Origin of the sequence: Streptomyces alkaliterrae, from assembly GCF_007097205.2 — a bacterium.
In the GTDB taxonomy this organism is placed as follows: domain Bacteria; phylum Actinomycetota; class Actinomycetes; order Streptomycetales; family Streptomycetaceae; genus Streptomyces; species Streptomyces alkaliterrae.
The window spans coordinates 1-21,097 of the sequence record NZ_VJYK02000069.1 but is presented as its reverse complement, the minus strand read 5'-3'; the positions used below and the strand labels follow the sequence as shown (position 1 = coordinate 21,097).

The window sequence follows — 21,097 nt, the reverse complement described above, 5'->3', positions numbered from 1 at the left end:
GGTATCGGGGCGGCGGTGTCGCGGCGACTCGCCGACGAGGGCCACGACGTGGCGGTGGGCTTCGAACGGGACGAGGATGCGGCCGCGCGTACGGCGGCGGCCGTGCGCGAGCGGGGCGGCCGTGCGGTGGCGGTGCGCGTGGACACCGCCGACGAGCGGCAGGTGGCGGACTTCTTCGACGAAGTCGTCCGCATGCTCGGGCGGCCGACCGGCCTGGTCAACAACGCGGGCGTCACGGGGCCGTTGGGCGCCTTCACTCAGACGGCGGCCGCGACGATGCGCCGGGTGGTGGAGGTGAACGTGCTGGGCGCGCTGTACTGCGCACGGCGCGCGGCGCTGGAGATGAGCCGGTCGCACGGCGGAACGGGCGGCGCGATCGTGAACATCTCCTCCTGTGCGGCGACGCTCGGCGGGCCCGGCGAGTACGTGCACTACGCGGCGAGCAAGGCGGCCGTGGACGCGATGACGGTGGGCCTCGCCAAGGAGTTGGCGGGCGAGGGGATACGGGTGAACTCGGTGCAGCCGGGCATGATCGTCACCGACATCCACGCCGCGATGGGCGACCCGGAACGGCCGTGGCGCGCCCCCGAAAGGGTGCCGCTGGGTCGCCCCGGTGAGCCGGATGAGGTGGCCGGCGCGGTGGCGTGGCTGCTGTCGCCGGACGCGTCGTACACCAGCGGGGCCGTCCTGCGGGTGAGCGGCGGGCTCTGAGCGGGGCGGCGGGCGGCTTCCTCGTGTGCGGTCGCCGCCGGCAGACTTGCCGACCGGCCCGGGCGACCCGGGCATGAGCGGGAGGGGGACGGCAGTGGGAACCGGCAAGAGCGCGGGCGGCGTGGCCGTGATGCGGGTGGAGGCCGACGGTCTGCCGCCGGTGGAGCTGGCGTACCGGCGGCGCGGCGGCGGGCAGCCGCTGGTGCTGATGCACGGCATCGGGCACCACCTGCAGGCGTGGGAGCCGGTGAGCGACGTACTCGCCGCCGACCACGACGTGATCGAACTCGACCTGCCGGGCTTCGGGTTGTCCACGTGGCCGCCGGGCGCCGACGCCTCCAGACCGTACGCGCCGCACACGATCGTGTCGTTGCTCGGTGCGGCGTTCGACACGCTCGGGCTGGCGCGGCCGCACGTGGTGGGCAACTCGCTCGGCGGCCTGCTGGCGCTGCGGTTGGGTGCGGCGGGCCGGGTCCGCTCGGTGACCGCGTTCTCCCCGGCGGGCTTCTGGACGGAACGGGAGCGGCGGCGCGCGTTCGCCCTGCTGGTGGGGATGCGGGCGGCGGCCCGGCGGCTGCCGGACCCGTTGGTGGTGGCGCTCTCGGGGAGCGCCGCCGGACGTGCCGTGCTGGCCGGCGTCGTCTACGCCCGACCCGCCCGGCGCTCGCCCCAGGCGGTGGCCGAGGAGGTCCGGGTGCTGGGCGACGCGCCGGGGTTCGAGTCGGCGCTGGCGGAGGGCCGTCGTCCCACGGCCGCCTTCCGGCAGCCGATCGCCGACGTCCCGGTGACGATCGCCTGGGGCGACCGGGACCTGCTGCTGCCGCCCCGTCAGGGTGTGCGCGCCAAGCGGGTGCTGCCCGATGCCCGCCTGGTACGGCTGCCCGGCTGCGGGCATGTGCCGATGAACGACGATCCGGCCACGGTGGTCCGGGTGATCTCCGACACCGTGCGGCGGGCGGACACGGATCCTCCCGCGTAGCCCCGGCCGGGGTCGCCGGTGGGGGCGCGTACTCAGGTCCCCCTCGCCGGTGTCCCCCGGCGGTCGGTGCGCGGTGCGGCGGGGGCGGCGGCCGCTCGGCGGCGGACGCCGCAGCCGGCCAGTACGCCGGCGGCCACCAGTACGCTGCCGCCTGCCTGGGCGAGGCCGTAGCCGCCCGCACCCAGCAGCGCGGCGGTCAGCGCGGCGGAGACCGGGATCAGGCCGGAGAACAGCACGGCCCGTTCGGCGCCGATGCGTTGGACCGCCGCGTACCAGCAGACGAAGCCGAGCACGGTGACCACCGTGGCCTGCCAGAGCAGCGCGACCGCTTCCGCGCCCTCGGGCACGCGCAGCCACTGCGAGCCGTCCCACAGCAGCCCCAGGACGGTCGCCTCCAGGGCGGCGAACGCACAGGCCACGATGGTCAGCAGGCGTGGACCGAGCACCCGTAGCACGGGTACGGCGATCAGGGCGAAGCCCAGTTCGCCGCCGAGCGCGGCCAGCGACCACAGCACTCCGGCCGCGTCGGTGCGCCCCCAGCCCTGGACGACCAGCGCGCCCGCCGCGACCAGCGTCGCCGCGCCGAGTCCGCTTCGGCCGGGGCGGCGGCCGTCCAGCAGCGGGACCAGCACGGCCGCGACCACCGGGGCGCAGCCCACGAAGACGCCGGGGACGGCGGGTTCGGCGGTGCGTTCGGCGGCCAGCACGGCGAGGTTGAAGCCGACCATGCCGACGGCGGCGAGTATCGCGGTCCGCGCCCACAGCCGGGGCGGGAGGGAACGCAGGCGGGCGGGCGCGTCCCGGCCGACGAGCGGCAGCATCAGCAGGGCGGCCAGGCCGTAGCGCAGCGCCTGACCGCCGGCGTGCGGGTAGTCGACGAGTGCGCTGTTGGCGGTGAAGGAGGCGCCGACCAGGCAGCAGGCGAAGGCGGCGAGCAGGGCGCCGCGTCGTGCGGTGGGTGACATACCCGGGACGTTAGGAGTGTCGGCGGCACGGTTTAAGGTCCACTTTCATGAGGGCAGAGGGGACCAATTCGCCCGGGGAGGCCGCGTCCGGCGGTTGGACGGCGGCCTGGGAGCTGCTGCTGCCGACGTCGGCGGCGCCGGCCGGGCGGCGTGGTCAGGTGCTGCAGGAGGCGCTGCGGGAGGCGGTGCGCTCGGGACGGCTGGCGGCCGGTACCCGGTTGCCGCCCAGCCGTGAGCTCGCGCGTGATCTGGGGGTCTCGCGGGGGCTGGTGACCGACGCCTACGAGCAGTTGGCGGCGGAGGGTTACCTGGTGAGCGTGCGGGGTGCCGGGACCTGGGTCGGCGAGGCGGCCCGGCCCATTCCCCGCTCCGTTGCGTCGGAGCCGGCCGGCCGACGGGCGCCGGAGTTCGACCTGCGGCCGCTGGGGGCGGATCTTTCTCTGTTCCCCCGTACCCGGTGGGCTGCGGCGCAGCGCCGGGCGCTGGACCGGGCGGCCCACGCGGAGCTGGGCTATCCCGATCCGCGCGGACTGCCGGAGCTGCGGCAGGAGCTGGCAGGACTGCTCGCCCGACGCAGGGGTGTGGTGGCCGCGCCCGAGCAGGTGGTGGTGTGTTCGGGGGTGGCCCAGGCGTTGAGCCTGCTGGGTCTGACGCTGCGTGGGCGCGGCCTGCGCACGGTGGCGGTGGAGCGGCCGGGTCCCTCGGAACTGCCGGGCCTGTTCGACGCGGTGGGGCTGCGGGCCGTGCCGGTGCCGGTCGACGGTCAGGGGCTGGAGGCGCGGGCGCTGGAGGAGTCCGGCGCGCGGCTGGCGGTGCTGACGCCGGCCCACCAGTTCCCCACCGGGGTGGCCTGTTCCCCGGCACGGCGGGCGGAGTTGCTGGACTGGGCGCGGCGCCGGGACGGGCTGCTGGTGGAGGACGACTACGACGGCGACTTCCGCTACGACCGCCAACCGGTCGGAGCGCTCCAGGGACTCGACCCGGAGCGGGTGGCGTACGCCGGTTCGGTGAGCAAGTCGCTGGCGCCCGCGCTGCGGCTGGGCTGGCTGGTGGTGCCGCCGGCGCTGGTCGACGCGGTGGTGGCCCGCAAACGCACTCTCGACCTGGGCCATCCCGCCCTCGACCAGGCGGTCCTCGCGGAGCTGCTGCGGCGCGGGGACTACGACCGGCAGCTGCGTCGCTGCCAGCGCGCCTACCGGGAGCGCAGGGACGTGCTGGTGGCCGCGCTGGGCAGTTGGCTTCCGGCGGCGCGGGTCACCGGGGTCGCGGCGGGTCTGCACGCCATCGTCACCCTGCCGGCGCGGTACGGGCCCACGGCGTCGCTGGTGGCGCGGGCGGGGCGCGGCGGGGTGGCGCTGCGGCCGTTGGCCGAGTACGGGGTGGCGGAGGCCGCCGACGGTTCGGTGCAACTGGTGTTCGGCTTCGCCCATCTGGCGCCGGGGCGGCTCGGCGAGGCCGTCGCACGGCTCGCGGAGTGCGCGGAGGCGCGTTCCGGCTGACGGGCGGCCAGGTGCCCGCCGTCGAAGCCGGGTGGTCGGGGTGTCATCGGCATGTCACCGGGAGGCCGCGCGCCGTTGTGGGAGACCGTGTTCGATGGGCGTGCCGATGAGCCGGCCGGCGACCGTGTCGCCGGCCGGTGTTCCCGGGTAGTCGAAAGGCGTCAGCGCATGGTCAGCAGTCACTCCACACCGCCCGCGCGTCCGCTCGGCCCGGCACGTCGCGCGCTGTTGCGCGGTTCCCTCGCTCTCCCTGCCGCGCTGGCCGTGCCGGGCTCGTTCGGCGCGCCGGCGCAGGCGTTGTCGGGGCGCCCTTCGGCGCCCTTCGGGGTGCAGACCGGGGATGTGACCGGTCGTTCGGCACTGGTGTGGACGCGTGCGGACCGGCCGGCGCGGATGGTGGTGGAGACCTCGGCGACCGAGTCGTTCCGCGCGTCGCGCCGCTGGTACGGCCCACTGCTCGGTCCGGAGACGGACTTCACGGGCCGCGTCCGGCTGCGCGGGCTGCCGCCGGGCCGGCAGGTGTACTACCGGGTGCTCCTCACCGACCCCGACGACCCGCGCCGTTCGGGCCGACCGGTGCTCGGCACGTTCCGTACCGCCCCCGCCGGGCGGCACCGCAACGTGCGCTTCGTGTGGTCGGGCGACGTCGCCGGACAGGGCTGGGGCATCAACCCGGACCTGGACGGCTTCACGATCTTCGAGGAGATGCGGCGGCTCGATCCGGACTTCTTCCTGCACAGTGGGGACACCGTCTACGCCGACAATCCGATCGCGCCGGTGGTGGTGCTGCCGGACGGCACGCGGTGGCGGAACGTCACCACAGAGGCGAAGTCGAAGGTGGCCGAGACCCTGGAGGAGTTCCGGGGCAACTTCCGGTACAACCTGCTCGACGCCCATCTGCGGCGGTTCAACGCCCAGGTGCCGGTGGTCGCCCAGTGGGACGACCACGAGGTGACCAACAACTGGTACCCGGGGGAGATCCTCACCGACGACCGCTACCGCGAGAAGCGGGTGGACGTGCTGGCGGCGCGTGCCCGGCGGGCGTTCGCCGAGTACTTCCCCCTGGGCACGCTCCCGCCGAGCGATCCGGACGGCCGGGTCCACCGGGTGGTGCGGCACGGCCCGCTGCTGGACGTGTTCGTGCTTGATCTGCGCACCCATCGGAACCCGAACTCGCCCAACCGGCAGGCGGACGAACGGCAGGGTCTGCTGGGCGCGCACCAGCTCGCCTGGCTGAAAAGGGAGTTGGCGGCCTCGCGGGCGGTGTGGAAGGTCATCGCCTGCGATCTGCCGATCGGTCTGGTGGTGGCCGACGGGGCCACCGACTTCGAGGCCGTGGCGCAGGGCGACCCCGGGGCGCCGCTGGGCCGGGAGTTGCAGTTCGCCGACCTGCTGCGGTTCGTCAAGCGGCGCGGGATCACCGGGACGGTGTGGCTGACCGCCGACGTGCACCACACCAGCGCGCAGCACTACGACCCTTCCAGGGCTGCGTTCACCGACTTCGCGCCGTTCTGGGAGTTCGTCACCGGTCCGCTGCACGCGGGCGGGTTCCCGGCGGTCCCGCTCGACGGAACGTTCGGACCGGCCCGGGCGTTTGTCAGGGCGCCGACGGCAGCGAACGTTCCCCCCTCACAAGGCGGTCAGTTCTATGGACAGGTGGACATCGACGGGGGCTCGGGCGAGCTCACCGTGCGGCTGCGGGAGCAGGGCGGGGCGGTGCTCTTCACCAAGGTGCTCCAGCCCGGCCGGGTCGGCCAGTGAGGAGCCCGTACCGTCCGGCCGCCCCGCCGACCGGCACGAGGACAGAACGCCCTTTCGGGGACAGGAGTCACCCTTAACTCATCCGTCACAGGGCGTTGGTGACCACGCAACACCGATCCGTCACTCTGTGGACATGAACGAACACACTTCGACGACACCAGCCTCCCGTCGGCGGGCCCGGCGCGTGCGCGCGGGGACGCGTTCCTCGCGCTGGCGCCGCGACCTCGTCGAGCTGGCCGCGCTCTTCACCGCCGTGACGGTCGCCGACACCTTGGCGAAGTCGGTCCTGGGCGGGCCGGACGGTCCCGTGCTGCTGCTCGGCTCCGCCGGGGCGCTGCTGGTGGCGGCCGCGCTGCACACCTGGTGGTCGCATCGGCACGGCGAGGGACCGCCGCCGCCCGATACCCCTGATACCGGGGCCCGGCCGGCGGACGAGGAGGCCGGGCCCGGCCGGGCGCCGCGCGGCGAGACCGCGCTGTGGCGGATGCGGACGACGGTGCGGGACCGGCCCGGCGCGCTGGCCTCGCTGTGCGGCGCGCTGGCCGCGCGCGACGTGGACATCCTCGCCCTCCAGACCCATCCGCTGGGCGACGACACGGTGGACGAGTTCCTGCTGCGGGTTCCGGGGAGCCTCGCCGCGCGTGAGCTGAGCGCCGAGGTGGCCGCGGCCGGCGGCCGGGACGTCTGGCTGGAGCGGGCGGACGCCCACGATCTGGTGGACACCCCCGCCCGGGTGCTCGGCCTGGCCACCCGCACCGCGCTGGACGCCTCCGAACTCCCCCTGGCGCTGCGAGAGCTGTTGGGGCGTTGCGCGATAAGGTCGATTCCCGCGGTGAGCCCGACGGGCCCCCGCCGCCAGGGTGTGCCGGCGGACGAGGTGCCGACGGAGGGCGTCCTGGAGGAGACCCTGATCCGTCTGCCGGACCCGACGGGCGGCGTGATCGTCATCGAGCGCCCCCATCTGCCCTTCACGCCGACCGAGTTCGCCCGGGCCCGCGCGCTCGTGGAGCTGGACGCGCGGCTCGGCCAGCGGGTGCCCAGGCGTCGGGAGACACTGTCGCTGGCGGAGGGCGGCGCCATCACCGTGCGCCGCGCCGACACGAGGGATCTTCCGGCGGCCCGTGAGATGCACGCCAGGTGCTCGACCCGCACGCTGTCGATGCGCTACCACGGCCCGCCCGGGGACGCCGACCGCTATCTGGGTCATCTGCTCTCGCCCCGGTTCGGCCGCACCCTGGTCGCCGAGACCGCCGCCGGCCGGGTGGTGGCGATGGGCCACCTGCTGTGGGACGGCGACGAGACCGAGGTGGCGCTGCTGATCGAGGACGACTGGCAGCACCGGGGGCTCGGCGGTGAACTGCTGCGGCGCCTGGTGGCGTTGGCGGTGGAGGCCCGGTGCGAGAGCGTCTACGCGGTCACCCGGGCCTCCAACACGGCCATGATCGCCACCATGCGCGGCCTCGGACTGCCGTTGGACTACCAGTTCGAGGAGGGCACTCTGGTGATCAGCGCGCGGCTGGCACCGGTGTCCGCGCCGGCTGCCGATCGGCGGTGTTGAGCGCCTGGTCGAGGTCGTTCCACAGGTCCTCGACGTCCTCCAGGCCGACCGACATCCGCAGCAGGCGCTCGCTGATGCCGCCGGCCTGGCGGTCGCCGGGGTCGACGATGCGGTGGCTGATGGAGGCGGGGTGCTGGATGAGGGTGTCGACGCTGCCCAGGCTGACGGCCGGGGTGATCAGCCGGACGGCGGCGGTGACCTCCCGGGGGTCTCCGGCGACCTCGAAGGCGACCATGGCGCCGCCCAGCCGGGGGTAGTGCACCCGGGTCACCCGGGGGTCGTCGGCCAGGCGGCGGACGAGTTCGGCCGCCGTCGCCGACTGTGCCCTGACCCGTACCGGCAGGGTGGACAGGCCGCGCAGGAGCAGGTAGCCGGCCAGCGGGTGCAGTACACCGCCGGTGGCGAAACGTATCTGCCGAAGGCCGCGCGCCGTCTCCTCGTCGCAGGCCACCACGCCCCCGAGCACGTCGCCGTGGCCGCCGAGGTACTTGGTCGCGCTGTGCATCACCAGGCGCGCGCCGTGCTCGACCGGTCGCTGGAGGACCGGGGTGGCGAAGGTGTTGTCGACCAGCAGCGGCACCGAGCCGCAGGAGTGGGCGAGCGCGCGCAGGTCCACCTCCGCGAGGGTCGGGTTGGCCGGGGTCTCGACCATGACCAGGCCGGTGTCGGGACGGATCGCGTCCGCGACACCGGCCGGGTCGGTCCAGGTGACCTCCGTGCCCAGCAGCCCGCTGGTCAACAGGTGGTCACTGCAGCCGTAGAGGGGACGGACGGCGACGACGTGCCGCAGCCCGGTGCTCGCGCGCAGCAGCAGTACCGCGCTCAAGGCGGCCATACCGCTGGCGAAGGCCACGGCGGTGTCCGTGCCCTCCAGGCGGGCCAGCGCGTCCTCGAAACGCGCGACCGTCGGGTTGTCCAGCCGGGCGTAGACCGGCGGGCCCTCCAGTCGCGCGCCGGTGGCGGCGAACTCGTCCAGACGCGCGGCCTCGGCCGCGACGTCCCGGCTGGGATAGGTGGTGGACAGATCCAGGGGGGCGGCGTGCAGCCCGAGGTCGGCGAGGTCTTCGCGACCGGCGTGCACAGCCTCGGTGGCCAGTGAGCGCGGTGTGGTGTCCATGACGGCATACTGAACAGCTACCGGCCCGTAGCGGCTCATCCCCGTGCTACGTTCGGCAGATGTCCGATTCTCTCAGCCTTGACCCGGTGGATCTGGAGATTCTGCGTCTTCTCCAGAACGACGCCCGGACCACGTACCGGGATCTGGCCGCCGCCGTCGGCGTGGCGCCCTCCACCTGCCTGGACCGGGTCGGCAGACTACGGCGGGGCGGCGTGATCCTCGGACACGCGCTGCGGCTCGATCCGGCCAAGCTCGGCCGCTCCCTGGAGGCGCTCCTGTCCGTACAGGTGCGCCCGCACCGGCGGGAGCTGATCGGTCCGTTCGTCGAGCGGGTCAGGGCGCTGCCGGAGTCGCTGTCCCTGTTCCACCTGACCGGGCCCGACGACTACCTGGTGCACGTCGCCGTGGTGGACGCCGCCGACCTCCAGCGGCTGGTCCTCGACGAGTTCACCTCACACAAGGAGGTGGCCCGGGTGGAGACCCGGCTCATCTTCCAGCAGTGGTCCTGCGGGCCGCTGTTGCCGCCGGGCGCGTCAGCGACGTAACGAGCGGAGTTGGTGACGGCGGGCGTGCTTCCGTACGAGGATGAGCGTATGTCCGACACCACGCAGACAACAGATACGGCGCCGCTGCCGCGCGACGTGGCCGACCGCTACGTGGGCGAGCTGATCGCGCTCGACCCCGTCGCGGGCACCTACCTCGGTATCGCCGACGACGAGGGCCGCCTCCCCGACTTCTCCCCCGACGGGCTGGCCGAGCTGGCCGAGCTGCGAAGGCGGACGCTGCGCACACTGGAGGCGATTGGGCTGCCGGTCGACGACGACGGCACCGAGCGCCGCTGCGCCCGGCTGCTGCGCGAGCGGCTGACCGCGGAGCTGGCCGTGCACGACGCCGGGGAGGAGCTGCGTGCCGTCAGCAACCTCAGTTCGCCGCTGCACTCGGTGCGCACCGTCTTCACCGTGATGCCGACCGGAAGCGAGCAGGACTGGCAGAACGTGGCGCGCCGGCTGCGGGCCGTGCCGGACGCGCTCGCCGGCTACCGTGCCTCGCTCGCGGAAGGCCTGCGGCGGGACCTGCCGGCCGGTCCCCGCCAGGTGGAGACCGTGCTCGGGCAGCTGGCCGAGTGGCTTCGGGGCGAGGGCTGGTTCGGCTCCTTCGTGGCGGACGGGCCCGACGCCCTGCGCGCGGACCTCACCTCGGCTGCGACCGAGGCCACACGTGCGCTCGCCGAGCTGCGCTCCTGGCTCGCCGACACCTACGCCCCCGGCGTGCGGGGCGCCCCGGAGACCGTCGGCCGCGAGCGGTACGCCCGTTGGGCCCGGTACTGGAACGGCACCGACCTGGACCTGGAGGAGGCCTACGAGTACGGCTGGTCGGAGTACCACCGCATCCACACGGAGATGCGGGCGGAGGCCGGCAAGATCCTCCCCGACGCCACCGACCCCTGGCGCGTGCTGCGGTACCTGGACGACCACGGCGAGGCCGTGGAGGGCGTCGCCGAGGTCCGCGACTGGCTGCAGGGCCTGATGGACGAGGCCGTCTCGGCACTGGACGGCACCCACTTCGAACTCGCCGACCGGGTCCGCCGGGTGGAGTCGAGGATCGCCCCGCCGGGCGGCGCCGCCGCGCCCTACTACACCCCGCCGTCCCTGGACTTCTCCCGCCCGGGGCGGACCTGGCTGCCGACGATGGGGCAGACCCGCTTCCCCGTCTACGACCTGGTGAGCACCTGGTACCACGAGGGCGTGCCGGGGCACCACCTCCAGCTCGCGCAGTGGGTGCACGTCGCCGACCGGCTCTCGCGCTACCAGACGACGGCCGGCGGGGTGAGCGCCAACATGGAGGGCTGGGCGCTGTACGCGGAGCGGTTGATGGACGAACTCGGCTTCCTGCACAACGCCGAGCGCCGACTGGGCTACCTGGACGCGCAGATGATGCGTTCCACCCGGGTCATCGTCGACATCGGCATGCACCTGGGGCTGACCATCCCCAAGCACTCCCCGTTCCGACCCGGAGAGCGCTGGACGCCCGAGCTGGCACAGGAGTTCTTCGGCGCGCACAGCGGCCGTCCGGCGGACTTCGTGGAGAGCGAGCTGGTGCGCTACCTGGGCCTGCCCGGGCAGGCCATCGGCTACAAGCTGGGTGAGCGCGCCTGGCTGGCCGGGCGGGACGCGGCCCGCAGGGCACGCGGATCGGCCTTCGACGCCAAGTCCTGGCACATGGCGGCGCTCTCGCTCGGCTCGCTCGGGCTGGACGACCTGGTGGCGGAACTGTCCGCGCTGTGAGCGGGACGCCGCCGTCAGGTCACACGCGATGCCGGAGCGTGGAGCCGTGTCGGTGCTTCACGACCTCCAGCTGCGCGGGCACGCGGAGCCGCAGTTCCGGGACATGGCTGACGATGCCCACACTGCGGTCCCGTTCGCGCAGTGCGTCCAGGACCGAGAGCACCTCCTCCAGCGTCTCCTCGTCGAGGGTGCCGAAGCCCTCGTCGACGAAGAGGGTGTCCAGCCGCGCCCCGCCGGCCTCCTCGGCCACCACGTCCGCCAGGCCCAGGGCGAGCGCGAGGGAGGCGGAGAACGTCTCGCCGCCGGAGAGCGTCGCGGTGTCCCGTTCGCGGCCCGTCCAGGCGTCCACCACGTGCAGGCCGAGCCCTGATCTCGCGCCGTGGGCGGCGAGTTCGTCGGAGTGGACCAGCGTGTAGCGGCCCGCCGACATGCGGTGCAGTCGGAGGCTGGCCGCTGCGGCGACCTGTTCGAGCCGGGCCGCCAGCACGTAGGACTCCAGCCTCATCCGGCGGCTGTTCTCGCTGGAGGTGCCGGCGGTCAGTGCCGCGAGCCCGCTGATCCGGTCGGCGCGGCGCCGCAGCGGGGCGACGGCCCGGGCGCCGGCCGTGGCCTCGCGCGAGAGATGGGTGAGGGCGCGGTGGGCGGCGTCCGCGGCGGCGGCTGCCGTGTCGGCCGCCCGCAGCCGCCGCTCGGCGAGTGCCGCGCGAGCCTCGGCGGACGGAAGGTCCACGGGCGGCAGCTCGGCCGCGGCCCGCAGCCGCTCGTCGGCGAACTCCGTGGCGAGCGCCCGCTCCTCGCCCTGCCACTCGTCGAGCCGTCGTTGCGTCTCGCGCTGGCGGGCCTCCGGCAGCAGCGCGGCGGTGGCCTCTGCGGCTGAGTGGAAGCCCGCCCGCCACAAGGCGTCGTCGAGGCGGGCGTCCGCCTCCTTGGCCCGGTCGGCGGCGGCCCGGGCGCGTTCGCCGGCCACCGCGGCGGCGGCCAGCGCGTCGGCCAGCCGGGCCAGCGCCTCGGCCCGCTCGGCCACGCCTCCTCCCCCGCCGTCCGCCGGGCTGAGCCCGTCGAACTCGGCGGTGAGCGCGTGTCGTTCACCGAGCAGCGCCTCGCGCCGGGAGGTGTGCGCGGCCACCCTGTCGCCCGCCTCCCGTTGCGCGGCGAGCCGGGCGTGGTACTCCCGCTCCGCTCGTTCGAGGGCCTGCCGGGCCGGCCCCGCCTGATCGGCGGCGTACTGGGCGGCGGCGAGCTCGGTGGTCAACCGATCGGCCTGGGAGCGGAGTTCGGCCAGGGAGCCGTCGCCCGCCCGCTCCGCCGCGCTCAGCTGGCGGCGGTGCAGGTCGTCCAGGTCCCGTTGGGCGGCCTCCCGGCGCTGTTCGGCGGCGCGGTGTTCGGCCAGGGTGCGGTCCTCGTCGGCGCGGCCGACATGGTCGGCGCTCTCGGCCGCCGGTGCGGGATGGTCGAGGCTGCCGCAGACCCCGCACGGCTCCCCGGGGTTGAGGTGTGCGGCGAGCTCGGCGGCGATGCCGACCAGCCGGCGCTCGCGGTGGTCCAGCCAGTGGTCCCGGGTGGTGGCGGCGGCCTCTCTGAGGCGGAGCAGTTCGGTCTCGGCGGCGGCGAGTTCACCGGTGAGGCGGTCGCGTTCGGCGGCGGCGTGGGCGCGCTGCCTGGCCGTGTCCAGTTCGGCGGTGAGCCTGGTGACGTCGGCGGCGGCCTCCTGACTGTCCGCCACCCGGCAGCGCAGCTCCTCGTGCAGCGCGGGCCAGTCGGCCAGCCACTGTTCGGCTTCGGCCAGTTGCGCCTCGTCGACCTCCGACTGCCGCTCCAGACGGGCGAGTTCGGTGGTGAGGTGGTCGGCCCGCTCGGCCGCGCGGCGGGCGGCGGCGAGTCCGCCCAGCCGCGTCCTGGCCTGGTGTTCCGCCGTGATGAGGTGTTCACCGGCGGCGTCGCGGTGGTCTGCCGGGAGGGCGGCGCGGGCGGCCCGCTCGGCGTGTTCGGCGGCGCGGTGCTCGGTGGCGGCGGTGTCCCGCAGGCGGAGCAGCGGGACGACCTGTTCGGCGGCCCGGCAGCGGGCGAGGGCCTGCCGGAGCCGTTCCCGCTCCTCGGCCGCGTCGGCCAGCCGCCGGGCGCGCGCCACGGCGTCGGCGTGGCGGTGCTGCCTTCGGGCCGTCTCGGCGAGTTCGGCCAGTTCCTGCCGGGCGGCGGCGCCGGCCGCCTCCGCGTCGGCTCTGGCGACGCGGGAGCGTTCGGCGCGCTCCGCGGTGTGTTCCCGGGCGAGGGCGGCCCATTCGAGGACGGCGTCGGCCAGGCCCGCCTCGCCGGGCGCCGCTTCGGGCGGTGGGCTCAGGGCCGGTCCGGCCGCGGAGCGGCCGCCCTCCTCCGCGACCGCCTGCCACATGCGGTGGGTGAGGGCGAGCAGCTTGTCGTCGGCGGAGCGCAGGGCCTGCTGGGCGAGGGCGCGTTCGTCGGAAAGATGGCGTTCGACGGCGGTGAAGCGGGTGGTGTCGAAGAGCCGGCCGAGGAGCTGGGCGCGCTCCTCGGCGCCGGAGCGCAGGAAGCGCGCGAAGTCGCCCTGCGGTAGCAGTACCACCTGGCAGAACTGGTCGCGGCTCATCCCGAGCAGCCCCCGCACCTCCTCGCCGATCTCCTGGTGGGAGCGGCTGAGCGCGCGCCATTCGCCGGTGGCCGCGTGATGCTCGCGCAGCAGGGTCTGGGCCTTGTCGACGGTGGTGCCGCCGCCTCTGATCTTGGGTCGGCTCTGCTCGGGCCGGCGGGTGATCTCCAACCGCCTTCCGCCGACGGTGAGTTCGAGGACGACCTCGGTCGGGTCGGTGGGTGCGGCGTGGTCGCTGCGCAGCCGCACCCGGCCCCGCGAGGTCTGCCGGGCACCGGGCACGGCCCCGTAGAGCGCGTAGCAGACGGCGTCCAGTACGGACGTCTTGCCGGCGCCGGTGGCGCCGTGCAGCAGGAAGAGGCCGCCGGTGGAGAGCGCGTCGAAGTCGACGTGCTCGGTGCCGGCGAAGGGCCCGAAGGCGCGGAGGGTGAGTCGGTGCAGCCTCACGGGGTCGCCTCCCGCGCCGCCTCGTGCACCCGGGCGGTCTCCAGCGCGTCCCGCAGCAGGGCGCGCTCGGCGTCGTCGGGGCCCCGGCCGCCGCGGACGTGGGCGACGAAGTCGGCGGTGATCTGGTGGTCGTCGCGGCCGCGGAGCCGGTCGGCGTAGCCGAGGGCGCCGTCCGCGTGGTCGGTGTCCTCGGGGTCGAAGACCAGGTTCAGCACGTGGGGGAAGCGCTCGGCGAGCCGGGCCATCGCGCCTGCCGGACGGACGGCGTCGGTCAGGGTGACCTCCAGCCAGGCGTCGGCGAGCGGGGCGAGCGCCTGGTCGGCGAGCAGTTCCTCGATCCCGCCGCGCACCCGGGCCAGCCGGCGTGGCACCGGGCAGTCGATCCGCTCGGCGTGCGGCCGGCCGTCCGGGCCGAGGTCGAGGAGCCACATGCTCTTGCGGTGGTCGGCTTCGGAGAAGGAGTAGGCGAGCGGCGAGCCGGAGTAGCGGACGCGTTCGGACAGTGACTGGCAGCGGTGGAGGTGGCCGAGGGCGACGTAGTCGACGCCGCCGAAGACGCCTACCGGCACGGCGGCCACGCCACCGGCGGTGATGTCCCGCTCGCTGTCGCAGGGCTCACCGCCGACGACAAAGGCGTGCGCCAGCACCACCGAGCGTGTCCCCGGCCGAGTGGCGAGATCGGCCCGCACCCGGTCCATCGCGGCGCCCAGCACGGCCGCGTGCCCGGCGTGCTCGACGTCGAACTCCGTTCTGACCAGGGAGGGTTCCAGGTAGGGCAGACCGTAGAAAGCGATCTCGCCGTGCTCGTCGGCGAGCAGTACCGGGTTGGCGCAGCCGGCCGGGTCGGTGCGCAGATGGACCCCCGCGCGGCCGAGCAGCCCGGCACCCACTCCCAGTCGACGGGCGGAGTCGTGGTTGCCGGAGATCATGATCGTGGGCACGCCCAGCGCGCCGAGCCGGTGCAGCGCGTCGTCGAACAGCTCGACGGCGGACAGCGGCGGCACGGCCCGGTCGTAGACGTCGCCGGCCACGAGCACCGCGTCGACCTTCTCCTCGCGCGCAGTGGCGACGAGGTGGTCGAGGAACCTCTCCTGGGCGTCGCGCAGGCTCACCCGGTGGAATCCACGGCCCAGGTGCCAGTCGGAGGTGTGCAGCAGACGCATGGTCACGAACCCTACGCGCGGGCACTGACAAAGCACCGCTCCGGGGCGTGGTGCCCGGGTGCCCGAGCCCGTGGTACGGGTCAGGCGCCGTAGGCCTCGCCGCCGAGCTCGGTGCGGGCGGTGCCTGCGGTGAGGTCGGCGAGCCAGGCGTGGAAGGCGGGGAGGTCGGCCTCGGGCAGGCCGACCTCGATGCTGACCTCGGCGGCGTAGCGGACCTCACGTACGGTGCGCCCGGTGGCGCGCAGCTCGTTCTCGACCTTGCCGGCGCGCTGGTGGTCGGTGATCACCGTGAGGAGTCGTCGGCGGTGGCGGGTGACGGTGCCGACGGCGTCCAGCGCCTCGCCGACCACGCCGCCGTAGGCGCGGATCAGCCCGCCGGCGCCGAGCTTGGTCCCGCCGAAGTAGCGGGTGACGACGGCGACGACGTAGCGCACCTCACGGCGCAGCAGCATCTGGAGCATGGGCAGTCCGGCCGTGCCGCCCGGCTCGCCGTCGTCGCTGGACTTGCGGACGCCGCCGTCGGCGCCGATGACGTACGCGAAGCAGTTGTGGGTCGCGCCGGGGTGCTCGGCCCGCACCCGGTCGACAAAGGCCCGGGCCTCCTCCTCGCTGCCGGCGGGGGCGAGGGCGCAGATGAACCGGGACCGGTTGATCTCGCTCTCGTGGACGCCCGGCCGGGCGAGGGTGACGTACTGCTCCTGCATCCCCTCAGCCTATGCCCCGGCGCGGGGAGGGTCGGACGGGGTGCGTGGGCGGGAATGCGAGCGGGCGGTGGTTTGTTGGTGAGGAGCATGAGCGGACAGCAGTGGACTCGGGTCGACGGGTCCGAGCCGGAGTGGGAGACGATCCGCCGCACACTCACCGAGGCGGGCGACACCTGGGCGGTGGTCGGGCTGTCGAACAACACCGCGCGGGCGGCGTACGGCGTGGCGCAGGTGCTGCGCCGTTTCGGCAAGCGTGTGGTGCCCGTGCATCCGAAGGCGGAGACGGTGGCCGGTGAGACGGGCTATGCCCGGCTGGCCGACATCCCCTTTCCGGTGGACGTGGTGGACGTGTTCGTGAACTCCTCGCTGGCCGGGCCCGTGGCGGACCAGGCGGTGGCGGTGGGCGCCAAGGCGGTCTGGTTCCAGCTGGGCGTGGTCGACCGGGAGGCGTACGCGCGGACGCGGGCCGCGGGGTTGGACATGGTGATGGACCGCTGCCCGGCCATCGAGATACCCCGGCTCGGCTGAGGTCAGCGCCGAGGTGGCACTGAGGTCGGCGTGCCATTCGGGCCCGGCCGGTGTCAGGGGGCCGGTACCGAGACCGCCATGATCATGTCGACGGGGCCGGGACCGTCGTTGCGGTAGCCGTGCGGCACGTGTGACTCGAAGGCCGCCGAGGTGCCCGCCGGTACGCGGTGTTCGGCGCCGTCCACGGTGAGGACGAGGGTGCCGCCGCGCACGTGGACGAGTTCGGTGGTGCCCGTGGGGTGGGGGTCGGAGTCGCTGGTGTCGCCGGGCATCAACCGCCACTCCCAGAGCTCCAGCGGGCCGGGCGACTCGGCGCCGACCAGCAGGGTGCTGTGGCTGCCGGCGTCGGTGCTCCAGAGTCGTACGGCCTGTTCCGGCGCCACCAGGCGGACCTGGGGTTCCTGGTCGTAGTCGAGCAGTGTGGTGATGCTGGCGCCGAGGGCGTCGGCGACCTTGACGACCGTGCCCACGCTCGGGTTGGTGCGGGCCTGTTCGATCTGGATCAGCATGCCCCGGCTCACTCCGGCGCGGGCGGCCAACGCGTCGAGGGTGAAGCCGCGTTCGGTGCGGAGCCGCTTGAGGTTGCGGGCCATCGCCTGGGTCAGCTGTTCGAGATCGGTCACTGCGGTCACAACCCCCGGCACGAGTAGTCGAATATTCTGCATGACAGGGTTCACTGTCATGCACTACGGTGTGGTCCTGTTCGAAGTTCAGCACACTGTACTGCGAGGTCCTTCTCCCATGACTGCCGTTCTGGCGCTCGCCACCAGCCTGATGTGGGGCCTCGCGGACTTCGGTGGCGGCCTGCTCACCCGTCGCATACCCGCGCTCACCGTGGTGGTCGTCTCACAGGTCCTGGCCGCCGCCGTGCTCGGCGCGGTGGTGGTGGCGACCGGCGGGCTGGCCGAGGCCGGTCCGCGTCTGTGGTTCGCGGTGGCCGCCGGGGTGGTCGGTCCGCTGGCCATGTTCGCTTTCTACCAGGCGCTGGCGCTCGGTCCGATGGGCGTGGTCTCCCCGCTCGGCGCGGTGGGCGCGGTCATCGTCCCCATCGGCGTCGGGCTGGCACTGGGAGAACGGCCCGGCTGGGCGCAAGGTCTGGGGGTGCTGGTGGCCGTCGTCGGAGTGGCACTCGCCTGCGGTCCGCGCACCGGCGGGAATCCGGTCGCCCGGAAGACCGTGCTGCTCACGCTGGTCTCGGCGTTCGGCTTCGGCACGGTGATGGCGCTGATCGAGCACGCCTCGACCACCGTCGTCGGCCTCTTCCTCGCGCTGTTCGTGCAGCGGGTGCTGAACGTGCTCGTCGGCGGAGCGGCGCTGGCCGTGCGCGGCCTGCGCGGCGGCCGGCTGCTGCCGGACGGCGGCCCGAAGGCCCTGCGGAGCGCGCTGCCCGCACTGGCTCTCGTCGGGCTGGCGGACGTCGCCGCCAACGGCACCTACGCGCTCGCCGCCCGCAACGGCCCGGTCACCGTGGCGGCCGTGCTTGCATCCCTCTACCCGGTGGTGACCGCGCTGGCCGCACGGGGCTTCCTCCGCGAACGGATGCTGCGCGTGCAGGCGCTCGGCGCCGGGCTCGCGCTGGCCGGCACCGTCCTGCTGGCGACGGCCTGAGCATCCCCGCCGGGCACGGGCTCGGGCGGCCCTGAAGCTCCACGGTCGTCGGAGCCTCACAGTCGCCGGATGGCCAGCACCAGCAGCGCCAGGGCCTGGAGCGCGACGATCACCACCAGTACAACGCGCCACACCCGAGGGTCCACCGCCGTCCCACCTCCCCTGGGGCTACTCGACTCCTGACCCCAGTGTGCCCGCGCCGGGGCCGTCCGCACCCCGCGTCAGCTCACCGAGCGCCACCAACTGCTCGGGGGTGACCCCGTCCGGTACCGGCACCGGCGCTGGCGTCCGCAGGGGCGGCTGCCAGCCGGTCCCCGGCTCCCAGCGGCGTACGACGCGTGCCGGCGAGCCCGCCACGACGGCGTGGTCCGGCACCTCGCCGCGCACCACCGAACCGGCCGCGACCACCACGTTGCGGCCGAGCCTGGCACCCGGCAGCACCACGGCGCCGTGACCGAGCCAGCAGCCCGGGCCGATCTCCACCGGCGCGCTGCGCGGCCACTGCTTGCCGATCGGGACCGCGGGGTCGTCGTAGGAGTGGTTGGTCGAGGTGACGTAGCAGTAGGGGCCGAAGAAGACGTCGTCGCCGATGTGTACCCGGGCGTCGGCCACCACATGGCTGCCCCGGCCGAGCACCACGCCGTTGCCGAGCGTCAGCACCGGCTCCGGACCGAGTTCCAGGTCGGGCATCATGCCGGCGGTCAGGGTGACCTCGGCGCCGACCACGCAGTGGTCCCCCAGTTCGATCCAGGGCGCGCCGAAGATCGTGCCCTGCGGGAACGCGAGCCGGGTGCCCGTGCCGATCCGCCGGAAGGCGTGCGGGCCCGGGCGGCGCGCGGTGACCGCACCGGCGTCCTGCACCACACGCCACATCCGGTGCACGGCGCGGGAGAGGAGAGCGGGGAACGGGTTGTGCCTGACCACCCGTTCACCGTAGTGGGCCGGGTCGGGCGCCGGTCCCCGCACGGCCTGTGATCTTTCCCCCAAGGTCGCCGCGAGCGCCCCAGCGCCGGTGGCGTACGGTGCGCCCGGAGGAGTTGGCACGCCATTCGGAGGGTGGAACGGGCATGACACAGGGACCGTGGCTGATGGCGGTCGCCGGCGGCCGACCGGAGATCGACGACAAGGCGTTCGTGGCGCCCACCGCCTCGGTGGTCGGGAAGGTGACGCTGCGCGGGGACGCCAGCGTCTGGTACGGGGCCGTGCTGCGCGCCGACTGCGAACCGATCGAGATCGGCCCGGGCAGCAACATCCAGGACAACTGCACCGTGCACACCGACCCCGGTTTCCCGGTGCGGGTGGGCAGCGGTGTCTCGGTCGGACACAACGCGGTGCTGCACGGCTGCACGGTGGAGGACGACGCGCTGGTGGGCATGGGCGCGACGGTCCTCAACGGGGCCCGGATCGGGGCCGGTTCCCTGGTGGCCGCGCAGGCGCTGGTGCCGCAGGGCATGCAGGTGCCGCCCGGCTCGCTGGTCGCCGGAGTGCCGGCGAAGGTCAGGCGGCAGCTCACCGAGGAGGAGCGCGCCGGGCTGGTGCTCAACGGCGAGGTGTACGTGGACCTCTCCGCCACGCATCGGGAAGCCGTCGAGCAGACCTCGGCGGAGCGCTCCTGAGCAGAGCCGACCGCCCCGGGCTCCCCTGGCGGACCCGCACGCGTCGTGCCGGTCCGCCGGGGGCCGCGGCTTCCGCCGCGGGGCGGCTCAGCTGTTGGGACGCAGCGTCCACACGATGGTCATCTCGCCGGTGACGGCGCCGTCCTCGCGGTTGATCGTGATGTTGACCGGGAACTCCGGACGCTCTCCCGCGTCGAGCTCCTTGACCACCTCGGCGGCCGGACGGCCGAGTTCGGCCGTGGCGGTGACCGGGCCCATGGCCAGCTTCTTGTAGGCGATCTCGGCGCGCACCGCCAGCGGCACCGCGCGGCCCAGCTCACCGGCGAAGGCGGCCAGCACGATCGCACCGCTCGCGGACTCGGCGAGGGTGAACATCGCGCCGGCGTGCGGCCCGCCGACGTGGTTGTGGTAGGCGGGCTGGTCGGGCAGCCGGAGCACGGCGCGCTCGGCGCTGGTCTCGACGTACTCGAGGTTGAGGGTGGCGACCATCGGGACGGAGGCCGTCAGCATGTCGCCGATCGAGGGCTGGTTCTCTGACATGCCCGAACATTACCAGCCAGTAGCTTCGGGTGGGAGGGGCTTCGCCGACCGGTTCAGCCGAGCCGGAACGCGTCCTTCGGCGGCCGCGGAGAGACGCCCTCGCCGTCCGCGACGTGCCGGGCGTCGCCGATGAACGCGGTGAGCCGCGAACCGTGCACCACCCGGGCGGGGAAGACGTCGGCCGCCATGCGCCGGGCCAGTTCGTCCACCGGCAGTTCGGCACTCGAGCCGACCAGCACCACGTTCCCGAACCGGCGCCCCTTCAGTACCGCGGGCTCGGCGAGCAGGCACAGTTCGTCGAACACCTCGCGGAAGGTCGCCAGCTGTCCCCGCACGAAGTCGAACGGCGTGCCGTCGGCGAGGTTGGCCGCGTACAGCCCGCCCGGCCGCAGCACGCGGGCGGCGGCACGGGCGTAGCGGGCGGTGGTCAGATGGCCGGGCACCCGGGCCCCGGCGAACACGTCGGCGAGCAGCACGTCCACCGAGTCGGCGGGCAGGGCGCCGAGCGCCGCCAGGGCGTCCTCCGTCACCAGCTCGATCGGCTCCCGCTCCGGCAGCGGCAGTACCTCCGCCACCAGGTCGGCCAGCGCGGCGTCCGCCTCCACCACCCGCTGCCGGGAGCCGGGCCGCGCCTGGGCCGTGTAGCGCGGCAGGGCCATCGCGCCGCCGCCCAGATGAAGCACCTCCAGCGGCCCCGGCCGCGCGCAGTCCAGTACGTGCGCCAGCCGCCGCGCGTACTCGAACTCCAGATGGGACGGATCATCGAGGTCGACGTAGGACTGCGGGGCGCCGTCGACGGTCAGCAGCCAGGCCCGCCGGCGGTCGACGTCCGGCAGCAGTCTGGCGACGCCGTGGCCGACGGTTCGGACGACGGGAAGCGGCTCGTTCACCCCCCGATTGTCGCCCGGCGGCCCGCGGCGAGCCGCCGCACCCCTCCCCGTGGTTCCCCGTGGTTTCCCACGAGTCGCCGTCGCGTCACCTCGATCGGTTACCCTCCCCCGGTGCCCGCAC

General features: G+C 74.4%; 19 protein-coding genes. 10 read left to right on the top strand and 9 right to left on the bottom strand.

The window, feature by feature from the left end; genetic code table 11:
• Both FNX44_RS09210 and FNX44_RS09205 read left to right on the top strand, forming a co-directional pair.
• Nucleotides 1–711, top strand: a 711-nt coding sequence (locus FNX44_RS09210; protein WP_143647516.1) for an SDR family oxidoreductase, incomplete at its 5' end; no start/stop codon positions are given.
• A gap of 130 nt (nt 712–841) precedes the next feature.
• On the top strand, nt 842–1,690 hold the full coding sequence (locus FNX44_RS09205; RefSeq protein WP_228449768.1) for an alpha/beta fold hydrolase: 849 nt from the start codon (nt 842–844) through the stop codon (nt 1,688–1,690).
• A 32-nt stretch (nt 1,691–1,722) separates the two neighbouring features.
• On the opposite strand, the gene FNX44_RS09200 is transcribed toward FNX44_RS09205, so the two are convergent.
• Complete coding sequence (locus FNX44_RS09200; RefSeq protein WP_143647514.1) at nt 1,723–2,655, bottom strand: DMT family transporter; 933 nt, start codon at nt 2,653–2,655, stop codon at nt 1,723–1,725.
• A gap of 47 nt (nt 2,656–2,702) precedes the next feature.
• On the opposite strand from FNX44_RS09200, the gene pdxR reads away from it, so the two are divergent.
• The 3 genes from pdxR to FNX44_RS09185 all read left to right on the top strand — a co-directional run bounded on the left by pdxR (nt 2,703) and on the right by FNX44_RS09185 (nt 7,473).
• On the top strand, nt 2,703–4,154 hold the full coding sequence (pdxR, locus tag FNX44_RS09195; protein WP_143647513.1) for a MocR-like pyridoxine biosynthesis transcription factor PdxR: 1,452 nt from the start codon (nt 2,703–2,705) through the stop codon (nt 4,152–4,154).
• Nucleotides 4,155–4,322: 168 nt separating this feature from the next.
• A complete protein-coding gene (locus tag FNX44_RS09190; protein WP_143647512.1) occupies nt 4,323–5,915 on the top strand; it encodes an alkaline phosphatase D family protein in 1,593 nt (530 codons plus the stop codon).
• Between the two features lie 133 nt (nt 5,916–6,048).
• Nucleotides 6,049–7,473, top strand: coding sequence for a GNAT family N-acetyltransferase (locus FNX44_RS09185; RefSeq protein ID WP_143647511.1), 1,425 nt, complete (start codon nt 6,049–6,051; stop codon nt 7,471–7,473).
• Here the strand turns inward: FNX44_RS09185 and FNX44_RS09180 are convergent.
• Complete coding sequence (locus tag FNX44_RS09180; protein WP_143647510.1) at nt 7,421–8,590, bottom strand: trans-sulfuration enzyme family protein; 1,170 nt, start codon at nt 8,588–8,590, stop codon at nt 7,421–7,423. The two genes, FNX44_RS09185 and FNX44_RS09180, sit on opposite strands and share 53 nt — an antisense overlap.
• 59 nt (nt 8,591–8,649) lie before the next feature.
• Between FNX44_RS09180 and FNX44_RS09175 the strand changes: the two genes are divergently transcribed.
• Nucleotides 8,650–9,135 carry an Lrp/AsnC family transcriptional regulator gene (locus FNX44_RS09175; protein ID WP_143647509.1) on the top strand — a complete coding sequence of 162 codons (486 nt, stop codon included), beginning with the start codon at nt 8,650–8,652 and terminating at the stop codon, nt 9,133–9,135.
• A 48-nt stretch (nt 9,136–9,183) separates the two neighbouring features.
• Nucleotides 9,184–10,875 carry a DUF885 domain-containing protein gene (locus tag FNX44_RS09170; protein WP_143647508.1) on the top strand — a complete coding sequence of 564 codons (1,692 nt, stop codon included), beginning with the start codon at nt 9,184–9,186 and terminating at the stop codon, nt 10,873–10,875.
• Between the two features lie 19 nt (nt 10,876–10,894).
• On the opposite strand, the gene FNX44_RS09165 is transcribed toward FNX44_RS09170, so the two are convergent.
• The 3 genes from FNX44_RS09165 to FNX44_RS09155 form a co-directional block, all read right to left on the bottom strand.
• Entirely contained in the window at nt 10,895–13,927 is a 3,033-nt protein-coding gene (locus FNX44_RS09165; RefSeq protein ID WP_143647507.1) for an AAA family ATPase, read from the bottom strand.
• The gene (locus FNX44_RS09160; RefSeq protein ID WP_143647506.1) at nt 13,924–15,090 is read right to left on the bottom strand and encodes an exonuclease SbcCD subunit D; all 1,167 of its coding nucleotides are present in this window, start codon (nt 15,088–15,090) and stop codon (nt 13,924–13,926) included. Before FNX44_RS09160 ends, FNX44_RS09165 begins: the two co-directional genes overlap by 4 nt.
• 80 nt (nt 15,091–15,170) lie before the next feature.
• On the bottom strand, nt 15,171–15,794 hold the full coding sequence (locus FNX44_RS09155; protein WP_143647505.1) for a YigZ family protein: 624 nt from the start codon (nt 15,792–15,794) through the stop codon (nt 15,171–15,173).
• Between the two features lie 87 nt (nt 15,795–15,881).
• Here FNX44_RS09155 and FNX44_RS09150 point away from each other — a divergent pair, with 87 nt between their 5' ends.
• Nucleotides 15,882–16,322 carry a CoA-binding protein gene (locus tag FNX44_RS09150; RefSeq protein WP_143647504.1) on the top strand — a complete coding sequence of 147 codons (441 nt, stop codon included), beginning with the start codon at nt 15,882–15,884 and terminating at the stop codon, nt 16,320–16,322.
• A 53-nt stretch (nt 16,323–16,375) separates the two neighbouring features.
• Here the strand turns inward: FNX44_RS09150 and FNX44_RS09145 are convergent, their stop codons facing one another.
• Nucleotides 16,376–16,945, bottom strand: coding sequence for a helix-turn-helix domain-containing protein (locus FNX44_RS09145; protein WP_143647503.1), 570 nt, complete (start codon nt 16,943–16,945; stop codon nt 16,376–16,378).
• A gap of 118 nt (nt 16,946–17,063) precedes the next feature.
• Between FNX44_RS09145 and FNX44_RS09140 the strand changes: the two genes are divergently transcribed.
• A complete protein-coding gene (locus FNX44_RS09140) occupies nt 17,064–17,930 on the top strand; it encodes an EamA family transporter (protein ID WP_143647502.1) in 867 nt (288 codons plus the stop codon).
• Nucleotides 17,931–18,098: 168 nt separating this feature from the next.
• On the opposite strand, the gene FNX44_RS09135 is transcribed toward FNX44_RS09140, so the two are convergent.
• Nucleotides 18,099–18,803, bottom strand: coding sequence for an acyltransferase (locus tag FNX44_RS09135; RefSeq protein WP_143647517.1), 705 nt, complete (start codon nt 18,801–18,803; stop codon nt 18,099–18,101).
• A 194-nt stretch (nt 18,804–18,997) separates the two neighbouring features.
• On the opposite strand from FNX44_RS09135, the gene FNX44_RS09130 reads away from it, so the two are divergent.
• Complete coding sequence (locus FNX44_RS09130) at nt 18,998–19,546, top strand: gamma carbonic anhydrase family protein (RefSeq protein WP_143647501.1); 549 nt, start codon at nt 18,998–19,000, stop codon at nt 19,544–19,546.
• 87 nt (nt 19,547–19,633) lie between these two features.
• Here FNX44_RS09130 and FNX44_RS09125 read toward each other — a convergent pair whose 3' ends face one another.
• Nucleotides 19,634–20,086, bottom strand: coding sequence for a DUF4442 domain-containing protein (locus FNX44_RS09125; RefSeq protein WP_143647500.1), 453 nt, complete (start codon nt 20,084–20,086; stop codon nt 19,634–19,636).
• A 53-nt stretch (nt 20,087–20,139) separates the two neighbouring features.
• The gene (locus tag FNX44_RS09120) at nt 20,140–20,976 is read right to left on the bottom strand and encodes a spermidine synthase (RefSeq protein WP_143647499.1); all 837 of its coding nucleotides are present in this window, start codon (nt 20,974–20,976) and stop codon (nt 20,140–20,142) included.
• Between the last annotated feature and the right edge of the window lie 121 nt (nt 20,977–21,097).